The sequence below is a fragment of the Streptomyces sp. NPDC054783 genome, assembly GCF_053611725.1.
In genome coordinates, this window is record NZ_JBSHAY010000003.1 from 443,924 (window position 1) to 464,513 (window position 20,590).

Here is a 20,590-nt window from a genome sequence, read left to right on the forward strand (position 1 = left end):
CGGCAGTCGCAGGCGGGGTCAAGGGGGCGGACAGGGCTCCTTACCGGCCTTTTGAAGTCACGCGCGCCCCAGCTGACGCAGGACCGCGTGCGGCCGGTTGGTGATGATGGCGTCGATGCCCAGCTCCACGCAGAGATCGACGTCCTCGGGCTCGTCCACGGTCCACACGTGCACCCGGTGACCGGCGCCTTGCAGCCGCTCCACATAGGCGGGATTGTTGCGCACGATGCGGATGGAGGGCCCCGCGATCCGCACGCCCGCGGGCAGCCGTCCGTCCCGCAGCCGAGGCGTGAGGAACTGCACGAGGTAGACCGTCGGCAGCGTCGGCGCGGCGGCACGCACGCGGTGCAGCGAACGCGCCGAGAAGCTCATGACCCGGACCTGGGACTCGGCCGCCGAGGCCGGCGCGTCCAGGCCGAACCGCTTCAGCAGCGTCAGCAACCGCTCCTCGACCTGGCCGGCCCAGCGCGTGGGGTGCTTGGTCTCGATGGCGAGCTCCACCCGCCGCCCGGCGTCCGAGACCAGCTCCAGCAGCCGCTCCAGAGTGAGCACGGAGGTCTCCTCGCGGTCCTCCGGCCGGTGCTCCCAGTCGGGCTCCTCGTCCCGTCCGCGCCAGCTGTCGCGCGTCTTCCAGGAGCCGAAGTCGAGCGCGGCGAGATCGGCCAGCTCCAGCGCGGAGACGGCACCGCGGCCGTTGGAGGTACGGTTCACGCGCCGGTCGTGGACGCAGACCAGATGGCCGTCGGCGGTCAGTCGTACGTCGCACTCGAGGGCGTCGGCGCCGTCCTCGATCGCCTTCTTGTAGGCGGCCAGGGTGTGCTCGGGCGCGTCTTCGGAGGCCCCTCGGTGGGCGACGACCTGGACGGAGCGCTGTAGTGCGTGGGTCACCGCGTCATGGTGCCACCGTCCGGGGGTGTGCGGGGCGGCCGGGGCGCACCCGGTGCCCATTTATGTAACTTTTGCCAGTAAGGCCCAATGTAAGGACTGGTCCTGGACCCACAGCCACCGCTTATGGTGCTCTGACGGCTCGTGGGAAAAGCTGACTGCATACAAACGGCACAGTGAAGACTGACCACAGCACATGCACAGCTGCCGAGCGTGACCGAGTGCGACCGAGAACAACAGCCGTGGACCGAGGAGAAGAGCTGTGAGCACCGAGAACGAGGGCAACGAGGTACCCCAGGCCCCGTCCGCACCTCCCGTGCCGGTGGCCTCTCCAGCCGCTTCCCCGCAGGGCACTTCCCCTGAGGGCAACGAGCCGACGGCCACCCTCCCGCCCGTCCCCCAGGACGCCCCGGCCGCGCCCGGAACCCAGCCGGGCCGGCCCGCCACCCCGTACGCCGCCGCCCCGCACGCGTCCGGCCCCTCCGCCCCGGGTCCGGCCCCCGACGGCTCCTGGCCGCCTCCGCCCCCGGCCAACCCGCCGTACGGCGAGGGCGCGCCCCTCGGTGACGGCGCGTTCCACGGCGACGGCGGTGCCGCCGGCGGCTTCGGTGCCGGTGGTGCGGCTGGTCCGGGCGGCCCCGGCGGCTGGGGAGCGTCTTACCAGCAGCCCGCCCCCAAGCCGCGCAACGGACGCGGCGGGCTCGTCGCCGCGGTCCTGGTGGCCGCGCTGGTCGCGGGTGGCCTGGGCGGCGGCCTCGGCTACACCCTGGCCAAGAACAACGACAACAGCGGTTCCACCACCGTCTCCGCGTCCGACAGCAGCGCCGCGCAGGTCAAGCGTGCGCCCGGCACGATCGCCAACGTGGCCGCCAGGGCGCTGCCCAGCACGGTCACCATCGAGGCCGAGAGCACCAACGGCGAGGGCGGCACGGGCACCGGGTTCGTCTTCGACAAGCAGGGTCACATCGTCACCAACAACCACGTGGTGGCGGACTCGCTGGACGGCGGCAAGCTGACCGCCACGTTCCCGAACGGCAGGAAGTACGACGCCGAGGTCGTCGGCCACGCCCAGGGCTACGACGTGGCGGTCATCAAGCTCAAGAACCCCCCGTCCGACCTCAACCCCCTCCCCCTCGGTGACTCCGACAGGGTGGCCGTCGGCGACGAGACGATCGCCATCGGCGCCCCCTTCGGCCTGTCCAACACGGTGACGACCGGCATCATCAGTGCCAAGAACCGCCCGGTGGCATCCAGCGACGGCAGCTCCACCAGCAAGGCGTCGTACATGAGCGCCCTGCAGACCGACGCCTCGATCAACCCGGGCAACTCCGGCGGCCCCCTGCTGGACGCCTCCGGCGCGGTCATCGGCATCAACTCGGCGATCCAGTCGAGCAGCAGCGGCGGCTTCGGCTCCGGCCAGTCCGGCTCGATCGGCCTGGGCTTCGCCATCCCGGTCAACCAGGCAAAGTACGTCGCCCAGCAGCTGATCAGGACCGGCAAGCCGGTGTACGCCAAGATCGGCGCCTCCGTCTCGTTGGAGGAATCCACTGCCGGCGCGAAGATCACCGACCAGGGCGCGGCCGGCTCCGCCGCGGTCGAGTCGGGCGGTCCGGCCGACAAGGCGGGTCTCAAGTCGGGTGACGTCATCATCAAGCTGGACGACATGGTGATCGACAGCGGCCCGACCCTGATCGGCGAGATCTGGACCCACAAGCCCGGCGACAAGGTCACGATCACCTACAAGCGCGGCGGCCAGGAGCACACGGTCGACCTGACTCTGGGCTCCAGGGCCGGCGACAACTGACCCTGAGGGGCACGCGCGCGTGGGCTGGCCCACCGAGGAGCTTCTGTGAGGCAGCTTCTGTCGCGCGGCACAACCGGCCCACCACGGTCTTGCCCGGGCCGGTAATGTGTACCCGCGCCGCCGGACTCCGGCAGCGCGGGGAGGCGTGCCCGAGCGGCCGAAGGGAACGGTCTTGAAAACCGTCGTGGCAGCGATGTCACCGTGGGTTCAAATCCCACCGCCTCCGCACAGGTCATAGCCGGTACGGTCATAGCCGGTGCAGTCGGAAGGGGTGCCTCTCGCAGAGAGGCACCCCTTCCGTATTCAGCCCGCCACCGTCGTCATGGAGCCCGCCACGGTCGTCACGGCCGGTGGCCCGTCATCCGTGCCGCCGAGGCGATCGTCGCGCGGGCCTCGCGTTCGGACAGGCCGGTGCCCAGGGCGGCCTCGGTCAGAGGATCGGCCAGGGCGGGGCCGATGCCGTTCTCGTAGGCGCGGCAGGCTGCCCAGAAGAGGCGGGTGTTGCGCTGGCCCTCGTGCGCGGAGAGGACGAACTGGACCAGGCCGCGGCCGTGGTCGCCGGGGTCCGGAGGGTTCGGGTGCGGATGCGGGGGGCGGGGTGGCGGCACCAGCAGGCGCAGCAGGGACGGCGGGCAGGGGGCGGGGGTCAGGTGCGCGGTGCCGGGAGCGGTCGTGTACAGGCCGTGGTCGGTGCGGGAGCCGGGGCCCACCAGGTAGCCACCGGCGCCTCGGATGTCGATGCCGGGGGCGAGGCGCCCGGCGGAGTTCGGTACGACGACGTCCGGCGGGCCGGTGAGCCACAAGTGGCGCCCGCCGCTCGGGGTGCGCACGACGATCGTCTCCGGAATGGTGAACAGATGGCGCAGGGCCAGTTCGCGCAGCGCGGTCGAGGAGTTCGTGCCGGACTTGGTGTCCAGGTCGACGCCGATCAGCTGGTACGGCGGCAGCCCGCAGGCGATGCCGTAGCCGGTGGCCCAGGGCGCCGCGGCGAACAGCTCGCGGATGCGGACGGGGTCGGTCGAGGCGTCGTACACGCCGTGGCCGAAGCGGCCGCACTCGCCGTGGCAGCGGGGTCCGGCCGGGTCTGGATCGTCGCGGTGGGGGGAGCGCAGGGCCGGGAGCTTCGTCCGGGACAGAGGGATGACGGACAGGCCGCGTTCGGCGGCTGACAGGGCGTGTGCGAGGGCCAGCGTCGTGGCCTGCCGGTCGGTGTAGGCCATGCCTCCATGTTCGTACGTACGTTCGAAAAAGGGAAGGGGGGGCGGTCGTGGCGCGCCGGGGACGGGGAGATTGGCCGGATGTGTGACGGAACGATTCATCCCTTGTGTCGCTTAGTGTGTGAAAACGCCGGCTGGTCCTGCCTTGCGGGTTACGTCACGAAGGATGGAGTCAGAGGGTTTATCCACTTGTCATCACGCTTGCGTGCGAATCGGGTCTTCTGGGGTGGTTCGCCGGGGATTCGGTGGGCAACTCTGATCTCGCGACGTCGTCCACCACCGTCAGAGCGGTAGGCCAACTGCCCTGACGCAAGCCGAACTTCACGCACTTCCGGCCCTAGGGCCGCCCAGTTCTCGGTTCTGGAGGAACAACATGGCAAGCATCCGTACCGCCCGCGTTCTCGCCGCCGTCGCCGCGCTCCCGCTCGCAGCCGCCCTCTTCGGTGGCGTCGCGGCCGCAGACAACGGTGCGCTCGCGGACAACGGATCGAGCGCCAACACCGGTGTGGCGGGCATCATCGGCAGCGGAGTCGGCCACGACAACAACGGCAACTCGTCGACCACGCAGCAGAGCGCGGTCGGCAACGGTGCCTCGACCCGGAGCAACACCGCCCAGGTCAACGGCTCTGCCTGGACGGCCGTCCAGCAGGGCAACGAGGACGTGGCCATCCACTTCACCGACCTGTGGTGACCCTCGGGCGAGGTCCCTCCCGGTGAGGGCCCTCGTGGGGTGTGCTCAGGGGTCGTAACACGTCTGCGCGGCGGTACTCCGGTGCCGCCGCGCAGGCGTTTTCCGGCGCCCTGTGCCGTTCGGTTCCGGGGGTGCGACGACCGCGACGACCTTGACACCCGACCGTATCTGACGGACAGTCAGGAACCGTCCCGTCAGGTACGCGAGGCCGGGAGGGCCAGCCGTGCACCTCGCCCCCACCGAGCGGCAGCAGCGTCTGCGCGCCGAACTCCGCGCCTATTTCCGCACCGTGCTCCCGGACCCCCGCGCACACCGCGAACCGGCCGACGACCGCGCCCTGTTGCGCCGCATCGGCGCCGACGGCCGGCTGGGCCTCGGCTGGCCGGTCGAGTACGGCGGCCAGGGCCGCGGCGCGGACGAGCAGTTCGTCTTCTTCGACGAGGCGTACCGGGCCGGCGCCCCGGTCTCCATGGTCACGCTCAACACCGTGGGCCCCACCCTCATGAAGTACGGCAGCGAGCGGCAGAAGGCCTACTTCCTGCCCCGCATCCTCAGCGGGGAGGCCGTCTTCGCGATCGGCTACACCGAGCCGTCCGCCGGCACCGACCTGGCCTCCCTGCGCACGCGTGCCGTGCGCGAGGGCGAGGGCTGGCGGATCGACGGGCAGAAGGTCTTCACCTCGGGCGCCCAGCACGCCGACTGGATCTGGCTCGCCTGCCGCACCGACCCGGAGGCGCCCAGGCACCGCGGCATCTCCGTCCTCATCGTCCCGACCGACGCGCCGGGGTTCTCCTGGACGCCGATCGAGACGGTGGGCGGGCAGACGACGACGGCCACGTACTACGACGGCGTCCGCGTCCCGGGCGACAGCCTGGTCGGCGCCGAGAACGAGGGCTGGTCGCTGATCACCGGCCAGCTCAACCACGAGCGGGTCGCGCTCGCCGCGCTCGGCATGCAGGCGGAGGACTTCCTGGCCGCCGCGCTCACCGCCGCCCGTACACCCGATCCGGTGACTGGCAGGCGCCGGATTGACGAGCCGTGGGTGCGTTTTCGGGCGGCCGAAGCGCATGCCCGGCTGGCGGCATCGCGCCTGCTCAACTGGCGTTTGGTGGCGGATGCGGGGGCGGGGCGAGTGGCCCCCGGGGACGCGAGCGGGGTGAAGTTCGCGGGAACTGAATCGACTGTCGCGACGTATCGCATGTGTCAGGAGATCGCCGGGGCGGCGGGCCTGGTCCGCTCCGGTTCGCCGGGTGCGTTCGGGGACGGCGAGCTGGAGCGGCTGAACAGGGCGGCGCAGATCAACACGTTCGGGGGCGGGGTGAGCGAGGTGCAGCGGGAGATCGTCGCGACGATGCGGCTCGGGATGACGAGGGGGCGCCGATGAGTACGGCCGAGGTGGTTCCCGACCCGCTCGGCGCGCGGCTCAAGGCGTACGAGGGACGACCGGCCGCCGTCGCCGGGGCGGGCAAGGACCCGGTGAACGCGCCGATGATCCGGCACTGGTGCGAGGCCATGGGCGACACCAGCCCGGCCTACTCCGGCCCGGACGCGATCGCCCCGCCCGCCATGCTCCAGGCCTGGACGATGGGCGGCCTGTCCGGACACCAGGGTCGCACGGGTGCCTACGACGAGCTGCTGTCCCTCCTCGACGCCTCGGGCTGTACGGCCGTGGTGGCCACCGACTGCGAGCAGGAGTATCTGCGGCCCCTGCGCCCGGGTGACCGGGTCACGTTCGACTCGGTGATCGAGTCGGTCTCCGGCCGCAAGACGACGAAACTGGGCACCGGGTACTTCGTCACGACCCGCACGGACGTCCGGGTCGACGGCGACCTCGTGGGCACGCACCGCTTCCGCATCCTCAAGTACGCCCCGGCCCGCCGGAAACCCCCGGCCCCGCGCCCCCGCCCCGTGGTGGGCCGGGACAACGCCGGGTTCTGGCAGGGCGTGACCGAGCACAGACTCCTCATCCAGCGCTGCACGGACTGCGGCACCCTGCGACACCCCTGGCTGCCGGGCTGCAACGCGTGCGGCTGCCTGGACTGGGACACGGTCGAGTCGAACGGCGAGGGGACGGTCTACTCGTACGTGGTGATGCACCACCCGCCCTTCCCGGCATTCGACCCTCCCTACGCGGTCGGCCTGATCGAACTCGCCGAGGGCGTACGGATGGTGGGCAACGTGACCGGGGTGCCGTACGACAAGGTGCGCATCGGGTTGCCAGTCCAGGTGGAGTTCCGCACCTACGAGGACGCGGAGGGCGCGCAGGTCCTCCCGGTCTTCCGGGTCGTCGACGGCCACGGCGAGGGTGGGGCCTGACATGGACTTCACGCCCACCGAGGCCCAGACCGAGGCCCGTGACCTGGCCGCGCGGATCTTCGGCGACCTCGCCACCCACGAGCGCCTCAAGGCCGCCGGCACCGGCAGCGACCCCGCGCTGTGGAAGTCGCTCTGCGCGGCCGGCCTGGTCGGTGCCGTGGCGGACCTGGGCCTGCTCGGCCTGGTCCTGCTCCTGGAGGAACAGGGGCGTACGACGGCCCAGGTGCCCTATGCGGCGAGCTGTGCGTACGGCGTCCTGGCGGTCGCGGCCCACGGCAGCCCGGAGCAACGGGACCGTCTCCTCCCCGCCCTGGAGGACGGGTCGGTGGTGGTGACGGGGGCGTTCCCGGTGCAGGACGCCGTACGGGCTTCGGCGCCGGGCGATTCCGTACGGGGTTCGGCGGCTTCGGCCGTGCAGGGCGCCGTACCCGCCGCCTCGGCGCCGGGAGAGCTGACCGGCACCGTCCCCGTCGTGCCCTGGCTCCGGGACGCCACCCATGCCCTGGTCGCCGACACCGACCGCCGCCTGTGGCTGGCCCCGCTCGGCCCGGGCGCGGACATCACCCCGGTCGAACTGACGGCTCCCTGGTCGGCGGCCCGGCTCACCCTCGACCGGGCACCGGCCGAACCGCTGGGCGGCCCGGACGCCTACGCCGACGTCCTCGCCACCGCTCGCACGGCCTTCGCCGGACTCCAGGCCGGGGTGTGCGCGGGCTCCCTGGCCCGGGCCGTGGCGCACGTCGCGGACAGGGAGCAGTTCGGGCGCCCGCTCGCCACCCGGCAGGCCGTTCAACTCCGCGCCGCCGACGCCCACATGGACACCGAGGCGATACGGGTGACCGCCTATGAGGCCGCCTGGCGGCGGGACGAGGGGCTGCCGTACGCCACCCACGCGCTGACCGCCGCCTGGTGGGCGTCCGAGGCGGGGCAGAGGGTGGTGCACACCGGGCAGCACCTGCACGGCGGAGCGGGAGCAGATCTCGACCATCCGGTGCACCGGCACTTCCTGTGGGGCCGGCAGCTGGACGCCTATCTGGGCTGCGGATCCGAAGTGCTCCAGGAACTGGGGGAGTTGATCGCGAGTGGGGAGTGAACCATGAACACGGCGCCGACGACGGCACTGACGGCGGGCGCCGAACTGCCCCCGCTGGAGATCCCGGTCACGCGGACGCTGATCGTGGCCGGGGCGATCGCGTCGCGGGACTACCAGGACGTGCACCACGACGCCGAGTCGGCCAGGCAGAAGGGCTCCCCGGACGTCTTCATGAACATCCTGACGACGAACGGCCTGGTCGGCAGATACATCACGGACCACTTCGGCCCGACGGCGATACTCCGCAAGGTCGCCATCAGGCTCGGGGCGCCCAACTATCCGGGAGACACGATGGTGTTGGCGGGCACGATCGAGGCGGTCGACGGCGACACCGCCACCGTACGGGTCGTCGGCGCCAACGCCCTCGGCAGACATGTGACGGGCACGGTGACGGTGACGGTGACGGTCCCGGACGCGGAGGGCCGCTCATGAGTCCCCGGGCGCGCGACACCCTGGCCGGACGCGCCGCGATCGCCGGGATCGGGGCCACCGAGTTCTCCAAGGACTCCGGGCGCAGCGAGCTGCGGCTGGCCGTGGAGGCGGTGCGGGCCGCGCTGGACGACGCGGGGCTGGCGCCGGCGGACGTGGACGGGATGGTGACGTTCACGATGGACACCAACCCGGAGATCACGGTGGCCCAGGCCTGCGGGATGGGCGAGCTGTCCTTCTTCTCGCGGGTGCACTACGGCGGCGGTGCGGCCTGCGCGACCGTGCTCCAGGCCGCGCTCGCGGTGGCGACGGGCGTGGCGGAGGTCGTGGTCTGCTACCGCGCCTTCAACGAACGCTCGGGACGGAGGTTCGGTGCCGGTGTGCAGCACCGGGAGCCGTCGGCGGAGGGCGTGGCGCTCGGCTGGGTGCTGCCGTTCGGGCTGCTCACGCCGGCCTCCTGGGTGGCGATGGCGGCCCAGCGGTATCTGCACGCGTACGGGCTGACGCCGGAGGTGTTCGGGCATGTGGCCGTGCTGGACCGCAAGTACGCGGCGACGAACCCGGCGGCGTACTTCCACGGCCGCCCGATCACGCTCGCCGAACACGCGGCGTCCCGCTGGATCGTGGAGCCGCTGCGGCTGCTGGACTGCTGCCAGGAGACCGACGGCGGGCAGGCGCTCGTCGTCACCTCGGTGGAGCGGGCCCGGGACCTGCCGCATCCGCCGGCCGTGATCGCGGCGGCCGCCCAGGGCGCCGGCCGGGCGCAGGAGCAGATGACCAGCTTCTACCGGGACGATCTGACCGGCCTGCCGGAGATGGGCGCGGTGGCCCGCCGGCTGTGGCGTTCGTCCGGACTCGGCCCGGCCGACATCGACGTGGGGATCGTCTACGACCACTTCACACCGTTCGTGCTGATGCAGCTGGAGGAGTTCGGATTCTGCGGGAAGGGGGAGGCGGCGGACTTCGTGGCCGAGGAGCGGCTGCCGCTCAACACCCACGGGGGCCAGCTCGGGGAGGCCTATCTGCACGGGATGAACGGCATGGCGGAGGCGGTGCGCCAACTGCGGGGCACGGCGGTGAACCAGATACCGGGCGCGGCCCGGACCCTGGTGACGGCAGGCACCGGGGTACCGACCTCGGGGTTGGTCCTGACGGCGGACGGCTGACCGCGGAAGGCTGACCGGCGGACGGCCGGAACCTTCGCCGGGGTCGCCGACCGGCGTACCGGGGTCGCCGCCGGCGTACCGGAGTCGCCGACGCGAGAGCCGGTCTGGTGCCCGCCCGGACAGTCACCGGACGCCCGCCCCGGCCCGGGTGTCAGGGGCGGCTGGGCGGGCGGTGCCCGGTGGGACCGGTGCCGAGTCAGGGTCGTACCCGCAGACGGGGTGCACCCGCCGTCCACCTTCAGGAGGTGGAGTAGACCCCGCCCCTACAACCTGAGGGGGACGCCGCTTCGGGACCTGGGGGCGATCCGCCGCCGGGGCGTCCGCTCCTAGCGTGGAGCCATGACCACACCCGTCTGCACCAGCGCCTCGGCCGCCGCCGCACCAAGGCGGCAGAGCCTCCCGCACCCCCGGCACCGGCCGAGCGGGGAGGCTCCCGCATATCCGACGTTCGCGTCGTACGTGCGGGCTCGTCAGCCGGTTCTGCTGCGCACCGCGCGCTCGCTCACCGCGAACCTCTGCGACGCCGAGGACCTGTTGCAGACGGCGCTCGCGAAGACCTACGTGGCCTGGGAGCGGATCGAGGACCAGCGGGCGCTCGACGGCTATGTGCGCCGCGCGCTGCTGAACACCCGGACCTCGCAGTGGCGCAAGCGCAGGGTGGACGAGTTCACCTGCGACGAGCTGCCCGAGCCGGAGCCCGTGCCGGGCGACGACGACCCGGCCGAGCGGCAGGCACTGCACGACGCCATGTGGCGGGCGATCACGAAGCTGCCGGCGCGGCAGCGGGCGATGGTCGTCCTGCGCTACTACGAGGACCTCAGCGAGGCCCAGACCGCCGAGGTGCTCGGGGTGTCGGTGGGCACGGTGAAGTCGGCGGTGTCGCGTGCGCTGGCCAAACTGCGCGAGGATCCCGAGCTGGGACTGGTGCGCTAGCCCGGGACGTTCCCCGAGTTTCCTGCCCGGTTTTCTCGCCGAGTGACACACCCCCTAGTGACATACCGCGCGGTATGTGCGCAGAATCAGCGCAACCTCTACCACCGCGTAGGCAATGCCGCCCCGGGAGGACTCCGTGCTGAGCACCATGCAGGACGTACCGCTGACCGTCACCCGAATCCTCACGCACGGGACACTGGTGCACGGGCGGTCCCAGATCATCACCTGGACCGGAGAGGCCGAGCCCCAGCGGCGCAGTTTCGCCGAGGCCGGAGTGCGCGCGGTACAGCTGGCGAACGCCCTGCGGGACGAACTCGGCGTCCGTGGCGACGACCGGGTCGCCACCCTGATGTGGAACAACGCCGAGCACGTGGAGGCGTACTTCGCGATCCCGTCCATGGGCGCGGTGCTGCACACGCTCAATCTGCGGCTGCCCGCCGAGCAGTTGGTGTGGATCGTCAACCACGCGGCCGACAAGGTCGTCATCGTCAACGGCTCGCTCATCCCGCTGCTCGCCCCGCTGCTGCCCAAGCTGCCGACGGTCGAGCACATCGTCGTCTCCGGCCCCGGCGACCGCTCCCCGCTCCAGGGCGCGCACGCCCGGATCCACGAGTACGAGGAGCTGATCGCGGACCGGCCGACCACGTTCGACTGGCCGGAGCTGGACGAACGCCAGGCCGCCGCCATGTGCTACACCTCCGGCACGACCGGCGACCCCAAGGGCGTGGTGTACAGCCACCGTTCGATCTACCTGCACTCCATGCAGGTCAACATGACCCAGTCGATGGGCCTGACCGATGAGGACACCTCGCTGGTCGTGGTGCCCCAGTTCCACGTCAACGCCTGGGGTCTGCCGCACGCCACCTTCATGACCGGCGTGAACCTGCTGATGCCGGACCGCTTCCTCCAGCCGGCGCCGCTCGCCGAGATGATCGAACGCGAGAGGCCGACCCACGCCGCGGCCGTCCCGACCATCTGGCAGGGCCTGCTCGCCGAGCTCACCGCCCGCCCCCGCGACGTCTCCTCCCTCACCCAGGTCACCATCGGGGGCTCCGCCTGTCCGCCCTCCCTCATGGAGGCCTTCGACAAGCTCGGCATGCGCGTCTGCCACGCCTGGGGCATGACGGAGACCTCGCCGCTGGGCACGGTGGCTCGTCCCCCGGCCCACGCCGCCGGGCCCGACGAGGAGTTCGCCTACCGCCTCACCCAGGGCCGCTTCCCGGCCGGCGTCGAGGCCCGCCTCACCGGCCCCGGCGGCGAACGCCTCCCCTGGGACGGCGAGTCGGCGGGCGAGCTGGAGGTGCGCGGCCCCTGGATCGCGGGCGCCTACTACAACGGCCCCGACGCCGAACCGCTGCGCCCCGCCGACAAGTTCAGCGCGGACGGCTGGCTGAAGACGGGTGACGTCGGCACCATCTCCCCCGACGGCTACCTCACCCTCACCGACCGCGCCAAGGACGTCATCAAGTCCGGCGGCGAGTGGATCTCCTCGGTGGAGCTGGAGAACGCGCTGATGTCCCACCCGGACGTCACCGAGGCCGCGGTGGTCGCCGTACCCGACGACAAGTGGGGCGAGCGCCCGCTGGCCACGGTCGTCCTGAAGGAGGGCGCAACCGCCGACTTCGAGACCCTGCGTACCTTCCTCGCCGAGGAGGGCCGCATCGCCAGGTGGCAGCTGCCCGAGCGCTGGACGATCGTCGAGTCGGTGCCGAAGACGAGCGTGGGCAAGTTCGACAAGAAGGTGCTGCGCAGGCGGTACGCGGAGGGGGAGCTGGACGTCACCCGCCTGTGACACCCCCGAACGCGCCGGGCAGCGGGGCTTGCTGCCCGGCGCGCGTGTGCCCGGCGTCAGCCGCCGAGCACCTGTCCGAAGGAGTGGCCGTCCCGGGCGCGCCAGGTCGTACGGCCCGCCGTCCAGCGGGTCCGACGGGCGCCGTTCCGCCGGGTGCGCCAGGGGTCGTACGAGGTACGAGAGGTCCGTGAGCTAGTTGGTGCCGATCCGCGCCAGCAGGTCCACGATCCGGCTCTGCACCTCGCCGCTCGTCGACCGCTCCGCGAGGAAGAGGACCGTCTCGCCCGAGGCCAGCCGGGGCAGGTCGGCCTGGTCGACCGCTGCGGTGTAGACGACCAACGGGGTGCGGTTGAGCTGAGCGTTCGCGCGGAGCCAGTCGATGATCCCGGTGACCCCGGCCTGCCGTCGCTGCACCTGCATCAGGTCCATCACCACGAGGTTCGGCCGGAACTGCCCCGCAAGCGTCACCGCGTCGTTGTCGCTCGCGGCCCGCGCCACCTGCATCCCGCGCCGCTCCAGCGTCGCCGTCAGCGCCAGCGCGATCTCCGCGTGCTCCTCGATGAGCAGCACTCGCGGCGGATGCTGCTCGCTGTCCCGTGGCGCCAGCGCCTTCAGCAGTACGGCGGGATCGGCGCCGTACGCCGCCTCGCGCGTCGCCTGCCCGAGCCCGGCCGTGACCAGCACCGGCACCTCGGCCGCGACGGCCGCCTGGCGCAGCGACTGCAGGGCCGTACGCGTGATGGGCCCCGTCAGCGGGTCCACGAACAGCGCGGCCGGGAACGCCGCGATCTGCGCGTCGACCTCCTCACGGGAGTGCACGATCACCGGCCGGTAGCCGCGGTCGCTCAGCGCCTGCTGGGTCGTCGCGTCCGGCGCGGGCCACACCAGCAGCCGGCGCGGGTTGTCCAGCGGCTCCGGCGGCAGCTCGTCGTCCAGCGGCTGCGGTCGCGGGCTGTCCGCGATCTCGATGGCACCCCCGGGGCCGTCCAGCGGCTCGGGGCCCTCGGCGGCGTCGGCGTCCGGCGCGCCTATGGCGTACGACCGTCCGGCGCCCTCGGTACCCGGGGCGAGCCGGGCCTGCCCGGCCTGGGAGGGATGCGCGGTGGTCGGCTGTTCGGCCGGCTGATGGGGCCGGCCCGCCTGCTCCGGCTGCCTGGCCGGGTCGGGAGGCGTGCCCAGCTTGCGCCGGCGGCCCGAACCGCCCGGCGCGTGCGGCGGCGGGGTAGCCGTCGGCTGCTGCACCTGAGCGGCCTGCCGCGAGAACGGCACACCCTGACCGAGCGTGCGGACGCTGATCGCCCGTCCCTGTGTCGAGTTCGGGTCGACCGCGGCGCCCTCGGCGGGCGACCGCTGCGCGGCGCGCGGCGCCTGGACCCCGGCGTGGTCCGTGGGAAGCGGGGTGCCGGGGGCGGGCGTGCCGGTCTGCGGTACGGGCGTGCCCGCGCCGGAGGTGTCGTCGGCGCCGGGCCACTGCTGGGGCACGGGCGCCTGAACGGCGGCCGGTACCGGTCCGGCAGCGGCCGGTGGGGGCAGCGGCTGGGCGCTCGGGCTACCACCGGGCGGAGTCGGGGTCGCCGGAACCGGCCGGTCGACGGTGTCGTGCGTCGGCGCGGCGGGGTGCGGTACGGCCGCCTGGGGTACGGCCGTCTGCTGGCCGGGGGCTGAGGCACCGGCCGGGGCGCCGGGTGCCGCACCGGGCGTCTGCGCGGGCGCCGCCGCGGGACCGGCCTGGACGGGCATGCCCTGCCCGGCCGTACCCTGCGCCGGAATGCCGTGAACCGGCGTGCCCTGACCGGGAGTCGGCGTCCCCGCCGGGTGCGGTACGGCCTGCCCGGGAGCGACCGGAATCCCCTGAGGGGGAGTCACCTGTCCCGGCACGCTCGCTACGCCCGGTACGGCCTGCGCCGGAGCGGCCTGAGCCGTGGGCGTCGGAGCCGGGGCCGTGGGCGTAGGCGCCGGCTGGGCGGCATCCGCCGACTGGGCCACGGCGCGGCGGCGCCGGCCGGTCGGTGCGCTGGTCGGATGCGGCTGCGGCGGGGTGTGGTCCGCGCTCTGGTCGAGCGGTACGGCGTCGTGCCGGCCGTCGGCACCCGGTACCCCCGCGGGGGACAGCGGCAGCTGAGTGGGCACCGGCACCGGACCGGAGGCCTGAGGGGGAACGGGAAGGGGACCGGCAACCTGCCCGGCGCCCGGCACGGCACCGGCGCCCGGCACGACACCGGCGCCCGGCACGACACCGGCACCCGGCCCGACACCGGCACCCGGCCCGACGGGCACAGCCGTACCCGGAACGCCATCGGCCGCCGGAACCGTGCCCACTCCGCTCGCCGAGTCCGCGGACTGCGGGGTGCGGTCGGCCTCGGCCGGCGGCAGGGCGAAGACCGTACGCGCACCGCCCGCCTCCTGGGCGGCGGCACGTTCCGCCGCGGCGGCCAGCGCGCGCCGACGCCGCCCGGTCGGCTGCCCGCCCTCGGCCGGAACACCCTCGCCACCCGGAAGAGCCTGCGCACCCGGCGCCGGCTCGTCGCCCGCCGCCGGCAGTGCGGGCGGCAGGGCGGCCTGCGGGGCGCCGGAGGCGGGGCGGGCGCGCCGGCCCGTGGGCGCGGGCACGCCCTGTGGCGGAACGGCGGGGCCGAGGCCCGTGTTGGAGGCGGCGGCCCCCGCGGCATGCTCGGCCGCGGTCACCACCGCGCCCTCGCTCACACCCTCGCTCACACCCTCGCTCACACCCGCGCCGTCACCGGCGCCGCCCTCGGCGGACCGGCCACGGCGTCGTCCGGTACCCCCGGACGCGGCCTCTGCGGCCTCGGCCGGGACCGCGCCGGTCTCCTCGGCGGGCGCGCCGGCCCGCCTGCGCCGACGCCCGGTCGGCGCGGCCGCGTCGGCCTCACCGGCCTGCCCGGCACCGGAGACGTCACTGTCCAGGAAGGCGTCGGTGGAGGACCGCCGGGCCCGCCGCCGACCGCCACCGGCAGCCTGCTCGGCGCCACCGGCCTCGACCACGGCCACCTCACCGGCGCCGGAGCCCTGCACGCCCGCGTCCGGCGCGGCGGCCGGAAGCGCGGCGGGCACCGGCCCCGCGCCCGCGCCGTCGACGGCCCCCGCGCCACCGCCGAGCGGCACCTCCAGCACGTACGCGCTGCCGCTCATGCCCGGCACCTCGTGCGTCTGCAGCACGCCGCCGTGGGCCCGTACGATCCCGCGCACGATCGGCTCGTGCACCGGGTCTCCCCCGACGTACGGCCCGCGCACCTCGATGCGCGCGACCTCGCCGCGCTGCGCGGCGGCGACCACGACGGTGTTGTCCAGGTAACCGCCGGCGGAGACGGGCGAGTTGCCGGTGGCGTCGACACCGGCGACGTCCGCCACCAGATGGGCCAGCGCGGTGGCGAGCCGCTGCGGGTCGACCTCGGCCTCGATGGGCGGCGCGTGCACGGCGAACTGCACCCGCCCCGGACCGATCAGCTCGACGGCCCCGTCCACACCGGCGGCGACGACGGCGTCCAGCAGCACCTTCGTACGGGTGATGTCCTCGGCGCCCGCGTCCAGCCGCTGGTACCCGAGGACGTTGTCGATGAGCGTCGTGATCCGCGAATATCCGGCCGAAAGGTGATGCAGGACCTGGTTGGCCTCGGGCCACAGCTGCCCCGCGTCGTCGGCGGCCAGTGCCGCCAGCTCGCGCCGCAGCTCCTCCAGCGGGCCGCGCAGCGACTGCCCGAGCAGGGTCAGCAACTGCTCGTGCCGCCCGGCGAGGGCCTCGTACCGGTCCTTCTCCCGCTCGGCGAGCGCGGCGTACCGCTCCTCGCCGGCCCCGACCTCCTCCGCGTGCTTCTCGCGCAGCTCCTCGAGCTCGGTGACGTGCTGCTGGCGCAGTGCGGTCAGGTCGGAGGCGTGCTCCTCGGCGAGCCGCTCGACCTCCTCCGCGTGCGCCTTCTCCAGCGCGCCCTTCTCCTCGGCGATGGCCTCGTACGCCCGCCGGTCGGTGAAGGTCATCACGGCGCCGACGAGCTGGTCCCCGTCCCGTACGGGCGCGGTGGTCAGGTCGACCGAGACCCTTGCGTCCCCCTTGGACCACAGCACCTGCCCGCGCACCCGGTGCTTGCGCCCGGAGCGCAGGGTGTCGGCGAGCGGCGAGTCCTCGTACGGGAACGGCGAACCGTCGGCGCGTGAGTGCAGCACCAGCGTGTGCAGCTCCTTGCCGCCGAGTTCCCCGGCCCGGTAACCCAGTATCTGGGCGGCGGCCGGATTGACGAGCACGATCCGCCCGTCGGTGTCGGTCCCCACGACACCCTCGGAGGCGGCCCGCAGAATCATCTCGGTCTGCCGCTGCGAGCGTGCCAGCTCCGCCTCGGTGTCGACGGTCCCGGAGAGATCCCGGACGACGAGCATGAGCAGCTCGTCACCCGTGTATCCGTAACCGTCGTACGCCTGCTGCCCGTTCTCCAGGTTCGCGCTCGTGACCTCGACGGGGAACTCGGTCCCGTCGGTGCGCCGCGCGACCATCCGCGTGGGCTTGGTCCGCCCCTGCGGGTCCATGTGATCGGGCCGCCGCATGGACCCGGGGATCAGCCGCGAGTCGAACTCGGGCAGCAGATCGAGCAGCCCACGCCCCACGAGAGCCGTACCCGGCGCCTCGAATGCCTCGAGCGCGATGGTGTTGGCGTTGACGACGGTTCCGTTGGCGTTGACCAGGACCAACGCGTCCGGCAGCGCGTCGAGTATGGCTGCGAGGCGAGCAGCGCCTCGGGATGGCCTGCTGCTCACGAGACGCTTCCTCCCTGTTACCGCATCTTGCCGACCGCTCGGGCCATCTTGCCAACCGGCCCGCGACGTGTCACGCGAGGGAGTCTAAGGGCACACGTTGCGCTCGCGACGCCGGATGAGAGGGAGGTCCCACGACAAAGTGACAACGAACCGGCCACCACCCGTCACCCCGGCGCACCCCGGCCGCCGACCCCGCCCTCCGACTCCGCGAGACCTTCGCCGGACCTTTACGGGACGGGTGATTTCCCGGGAGCAGCCGGTGAGCTGGTAGGGGTGGGCTGGGTTGGGCCGGTCGGTGGGAAAGGCGGGGCGGGGCGGGGCGCTGGGTGTGGGGCAGTGAGCCGGTGGGTCGCTGGGCTGTGGAGCTGTGGGCGGGTGCGGATCGCTGGATCGGGGGATCGCCGTGACGTGGATGGGTGGGGCGGTCGGGTCGGTCGGCTGGTGGATCCCTGGGCCGGAGGGGCGGCGGGAGGGCGAACTGGCGGATCCCGGGTCGGCGGATCCTCAGGTCGCCGGGTCGCCGGGTCGCCGGGTCGCCGGGTCGCCGGGTCGCCGGGTCGCCGGGTCGCCGGGTCGCCGGGGTGCGGGTCGGTGGCCCGCTGGTTCCTGGCCGACGGATCGCTGGGCCGACGGATCGCTGGGTCTGCGGGCCGGTGGGGCCGGTGGGGCCGGTGGCCTGATGGGCGAGCAGGCCGACGCGGACGGGCGAGCGGGGTGACGGGGACGGGCCGGCGGGCTGACGGACCCGCTGACGGACGGGCCTGTGCGTCGGCGGGGTGACGGACGGGCTACGGGGCCGATCAGCCGGTGGGCCCGCGGGCTCACATCGCCGCGCCCGACTTCGGCAGCAGCGGCACCATCCGGTCCCACCGCCCGACCTCGCATCCGTTGCTGCGGTCGTAGGCGGCATCGACGCTGCGTCCGGCCCAGGTGCCGGTCACCCGGGCGGTGGCCGGTCCGCCGTAGAACATGGTGCAGAGGGTGCCGGGTGCTACCGGGGCGAAGAGGTCCCGCCCCCACTGCGCGTGCTCGTCCAGCACCCGGCAGGCCTCCGCGGCGTCCGGGTGGCTCCCGCCGGCCGGATGACAGAACAGCTCGTACGTCCCGTCCCACTCGGACCCCGCATGCCGCACGACGACGGTGAGGTGATCACCGGCCTGGTCCTCGGGCCGCACGGGCGGCGGCACGACGGGAGCGGCGACCGCGGGAACGGCGCAGAGGGCGACCAGGGCGGATACGCCGGCGAGGACGGACGTGCCACCGCCATGTACACGCCCCTGCCGAGGGACCGCGACCCCCGGATCCCGCTGTGGGGCTCTGCGCCCCTGACCCCGCTGAAGAAGAATGACCATGCCCTGCCCAACGCCGCGGCCCCCCGGACGTTGCGTCTGCGCCGCGCCGGACCGAAGCCCTTTGCCCTGCGGCCCGACTGCCTAGTACCGTGGGGGGCGATTGGTGACAGGCCGCTCGGCTGTGTCATCATCTGCACGCACCACTCGCGCGCTCGCGTGAGCGGTTGTGCTGGAGGCGTCGCCTAGTCCGGTCTATGGCGCCGCACTGCTAATGCGGTTTGGGCCTTAAAGCCCATCGAGGGTTCAAATCCCTCCGCCTCCGCACCGATCCCGAAGCCCCGGTCCCCAGGACCGGGGCTTCGGCGTTCCCATCCTCCGTCGCTCCTCAGCCCGTCTGTGAACGTTTCCGCAGGTCACAAGGGGTGTGCCAATCGGATTTCACATGTCGGCGGCAGTCATGTAATGTTCTTCCTGTCGCCGGGACGGGGCCGAAAGGGCCGAAACGGGGACAAGAACAAAAGAACAAGCACTCGTAGCTTAACGGATAGAGCATCTGACTACGGATCAGAAGGTTGCAGGTTCGAATCCTGCCGAGTGCACAACAGTTCAGAGGCCCTGTGGAGTGATCCACAGGGCCTCTGGCTTTTGCCTTGACGGCAGTGTTTGACGGCAACCGCTGATACAGGAGAGTTGCTTACTCCTGGAAGCTACGGATGACGGTGTCCGGGCCTGGGCTCATCAGCGTCTCGTGCCCGTCCTCGAAGCGGACCCGATAGGGCGGCGTCCCGTTCTCCCCGAGCACCTCGATGATCTCTGCGGTGCGATCGTGTTGCCCCACGATCCGGCCGTGAACAAGAAGCCTGTCACCCACATTCGCTTGCATGCTGGCGCCTTTCTGTCGAGCTGACCTCGCCTGCCCTACCCCGCGAGCCGCTGTCTCGGAACGGCAGGCGGTGACAGTTCGGCCTAACCAGCGACAGCGCAGCGAGGGCGGATGCGGGGCGGATCAGACGGCTGCAAGGACGCCAGCCGCGCCGTCGTCATCGTCCGGCCCCGGGTCGTCACCCCTCAGCGCATCCCCGACGCGGTCGAAGGCCGAGCGCTGGGAGTCGAGCCGTACGAAGGTGTAGATGTCCATGGTCACGCGGATGGAGCTGTGGCCCAGGACTTCCATGATCATTCGGGCGTCGGCGCCCTGTTCGTGGAGCAGGGACGCGCAGGTATGGCGTAGGTCATGGAAGCGGACCTTTCGGACTCCGGCGCGGGCGCACAGCGCGTCGAAGGACCGGTTCAGATTGCGCGGCTCGATGGGGGTTCCGTTCTTCGTGGTGAAGACGAGGCCGTGGCCCGTCCCCTTCCAGTTCGCGCCAGCGGCCTTCCGGTCGGCGATCTGCTGAGCGCGCTGGGCACGGAGCGCCGTCACGCACTCGGCCGGCAGGGCCACGCGGCGGGCTGAGCGCTGAGTCTTGGGCGCGACGATCAGCAGTTCACCGCCGACCCGCTGTAGAGCTTGCCGGACGGTGAGGACCCCTTCGTGAAGATCTACGTCCGACCAGCGCAGCCCCAGCACCTCACCCCGCCGCAGGCCGATCCGGACGGCCAGCTCGTACGTGGCCCACAGTCGGTTGTCCCGAGCAGCCGCGAGGAGCTGACGCCCCTCCTTGGCCGCGAGAGGCTCAATCTCGCGGCTCGTCCCCATGCTCAGCTCCACGTTCCGGGCGACGTTGCGGGGCAGCTCGTCCTCACGCACGGCGTGCTGGAGGGCGGCCCGCAGGATCACGAGCAGGAAGCGCACGGTCCTGTCTGAGGGGAGCTTCTTGCAGCACTTGCCGAGGGCGCAGCAGCGCCGCTTGTGCTCGGGCCGCTTCTTGTCCTTCCCCTGCGCGCAGCACTGGCAGGTGGCCGCGGTCTTGGCCAGGAAGGCCCGGATGTCGCGGGCGGTGAGCCGGGTCAGCTTCTTCTTGCCGAACTCGGGCGTGACGTAGTTGCGGACGAGGGATTCGTAATTGACGTAGGTCGTCCTGCGGACCTTGCCGTTGGCGACGTTCGCGAGCCAGTAGGTCAGGTACTGGGCGATGGTCATCTTGCTGGTGGCGACCGGGAGACCGTTGAGGGAGTCGGCCGTGGCGGGTGCTCGTTCGGCACCCCGCCGTCGTGGCTGACTTTCTGTGGCTCAGGTCCGAACCTCTTTCAACTCGACATCAGTGG

Annotated in this window: 15 protein-coding genes and 3 tRNA genes; 12 read left to right on the plus strand and 6 right to left on the minus strand. The window is 72.6% G+C overall.

Features of this window, described 5'->3' with window-relative positions:
* Positions 1–57 precede the first annotated feature (57 nt).
* Positions 58–888: a glycerophosphodiester phosphodiesterase gene (locus tag ACWGJ5_RS08915; RefSeq protein WP_453309060.1), complete on the minus strand. Its 831-nt coding sequence runs from the start codon at positions 886–888 to the stop codon at positions 58–60.
* A gap of 259 nt (positions 889–1,147) precedes the next feature.
* On the opposite strand from ACWGJ5_RS08915, the gene ACWGJ5_RS08920 reads away from it, so the two are divergent.
* Positions 1,148–2,689: a trypsin-like peptidase domain-containing protein gene (locus tag ACWGJ5_RS08920; protein WP_453309061.1), complete on the plus strand. Its 1,542-nt coding sequence runs from the start codon at positions 1,148–1,150 to the stop codon at positions 2,687–2,689.
* 139 nt (positions 2,690–2,828) lie between these two features.
* Positions 2,829–2,915, plus strand: a tRNA-Ser gene (locus ACWGJ5_RS08925).
* 115 nt (positions 2,916–3,030) lie between these two features.
* Here the strand turns inward: ACWGJ5_RS08925 and ACWGJ5_RS08930 are convergent.
* On the minus strand, positions 3,031–3,909 hold the full coding sequence (locus tag ACWGJ5_RS08930) for a bifunctional DNA primase/polymerase (protein ID WP_453309062.1): 879 nt from the start codon (positions 3,907–3,909) through the stop codon (positions 3,031–3,033).
* A 370-nt stretch (positions 3,910–4,279) separates the two neighbouring features.
* Between ACWGJ5_RS08930 and ACWGJ5_RS08935 the strand changes: the two genes are divergently transcribed.
* From ACWGJ5_RS08935 to ACWGJ5_RS08970, 8 genes are all read left to right on the plus strand, one after another.
* The gene (locus ACWGJ5_RS08935) at positions 4,280–4,597 is read left to right on the plus strand and encodes a hypothetical protein (protein ID WP_453309063.1); all 318 of its coding nucleotides are present in this window, start codon (positions 4,280–4,282) and stop codon (positions 4,595–4,597) included.
* A gap of 223 nt (positions 4,598–4,820) precedes the next feature.
* Entirely contained in the window at positions 4,821–5,981 is a 1,161-nt protein-coding gene (locus ACWGJ5_RS08940; protein WP_453309064.1) for an acyl-CoA dehydrogenase family protein, read from the plus strand.
* The gene (locus ACWGJ5_RS08945) at positions 5,978–6,913 is read left to right on the plus strand and encodes a bifunctional MaoC family dehydratase N-terminal/OB-fold nucleic acid binding domain-containing protein (protein WP_453309065.1); all 936 of its coding nucleotides are present in this window, start codon (positions 5,978–5,980) and stop codon (positions 6,911–6,913) included. The genes ACWGJ5_RS08940 and ACWGJ5_RS08945 overlap by 4 nt, the downstream gene beginning before the upstream one ends.
* 1 nt (position 6,914) lies before the next feature.
* A complete protein-coding gene (locus ACWGJ5_RS08950) occupies positions 6,915–8,006 on the plus strand; it encodes an acyl-CoA dehydrogenase family protein (protein ID WP_453309066.1) in 1,092 nt (363 codons plus the stop codon).
* Positions 8,007–8,033: 27 nt separating this feature from the next.
* A complete protein-coding gene (locus ACWGJ5_RS08955) occupies positions 8,034–8,438 on the plus strand; it encodes a MaoC family dehydratase (protein WP_453309176.1) in 405 nt (134 codons plus the stop codon).
* Positions 8,435–9,601: a lipid-transfer protein gene (locus ACWGJ5_RS08960; RefSeq protein WP_453309067.1), complete on the plus strand. Its 1,167-nt coding sequence runs from the start codon at positions 8,435–8,437 to the stop codon at positions 9,599–9,601. The genes ACWGJ5_RS08955 and ACWGJ5_RS08960 overlap by 4 nt, the downstream gene beginning before the upstream one ends.
* 339 nt (positions 9,602–9,940) lie before the next feature.
* Positions 9,941–10,534 carry a SigE family RNA polymerase sigma factor gene (locus tag ACWGJ5_RS08965; RefSeq protein ID WP_228624320.1) on the plus strand — a complete coding sequence of 198 codons (594 nt, stop codon included), beginning with the start codon at positions 9,941–9,943 and terminating at the stop codon, positions 10,532–10,534.
* Between the two features lie 115 nt (positions 10,535–10,649).
* Positions 10,650–12,326, plus strand: coding sequence for a long-chain fatty acid--CoA ligase (locus tag ACWGJ5_RS08970; protein WP_453309068.1), 1,677 nt, complete (start codon positions 10,650–10,652; stop codon positions 12,324–12,326).
* Between the two features lie 192 nt (positions 12,327–12,518).
* On the opposite strand, the gene ACWGJ5_RS08975 is transcribed toward ACWGJ5_RS08970, so the two are convergent.
* Together ACWGJ5_RS08975 and ACWGJ5_RS08980 are read right to left on the minus strand one after the other, a co-directional pair.
* Positions 12,519–17,090 (minus strand): PAS domain-containing protein, encoded by a 4,572-nt coding sequence (locus ACWGJ5_RS08975; protein ID WP_453309069.1) that lies wholly within the window; start codon positions 17,088–17,090, stop codon positions 12,519–12,521.
* 821 nt (positions 17,091–17,911) lie between these two features.
* Positions 17,912–18,277, minus strand: coding sequence for an SSI family serine proteinase inhibitor (locus ACWGJ5_RS08980; protein ID WP_453309070.1), 366 nt, complete (start codon positions 18,275–18,277; stop codon positions 17,912–17,914).
* A 336-nt stretch (positions 18,278–18,613) separates the two neighbouring features.
* On the opposite strand from ACWGJ5_RS08980, the gene ACWGJ5_RS08985 reads away from it, so the two are divergent.
* Positions 18,614–18,704: transfer RNA gene (locus tag ACWGJ5_RS08985), tRNA-Ser, on the plus strand.
* A gap of 204 nt (positions 18,705–18,908) precedes the next feature.
* Positions 18,909–18,981, plus strand: a tRNA-Arg gene (locus ACWGJ5_RS08990).
* A 95-nt stretch (positions 18,982–19,076) separates the two neighbouring features.
* Here the strand turns inward: ACWGJ5_RS08990 and ACWGJ5_RS08995 are convergent.
* Positions 19,077–19,265 carry a DUF1918 domain-containing protein gene (locus ACWGJ5_RS08995; RefSeq protein WP_453309071.1) on the minus strand — a complete coding sequence of 63 codons (189 nt, stop codon included), beginning with the start codon at positions 19,263–19,265 and terminating at the stop codon, positions 19,077–19,079.
* A 123-nt stretch (positions 19,266–19,388) separates the two neighbouring features.
* Complete coding sequence (locus tag ACWGJ5_RS09000; RefSeq protein WP_453309072.1) at positions 19,389–20,465, minus strand: site-specific integrase; 1,077 nt, start codon at positions 20,463–20,465, stop codon at positions 19,389–19,391.
* Positions 20,466–20,590 lie beyond the last annotated feature (125 nt).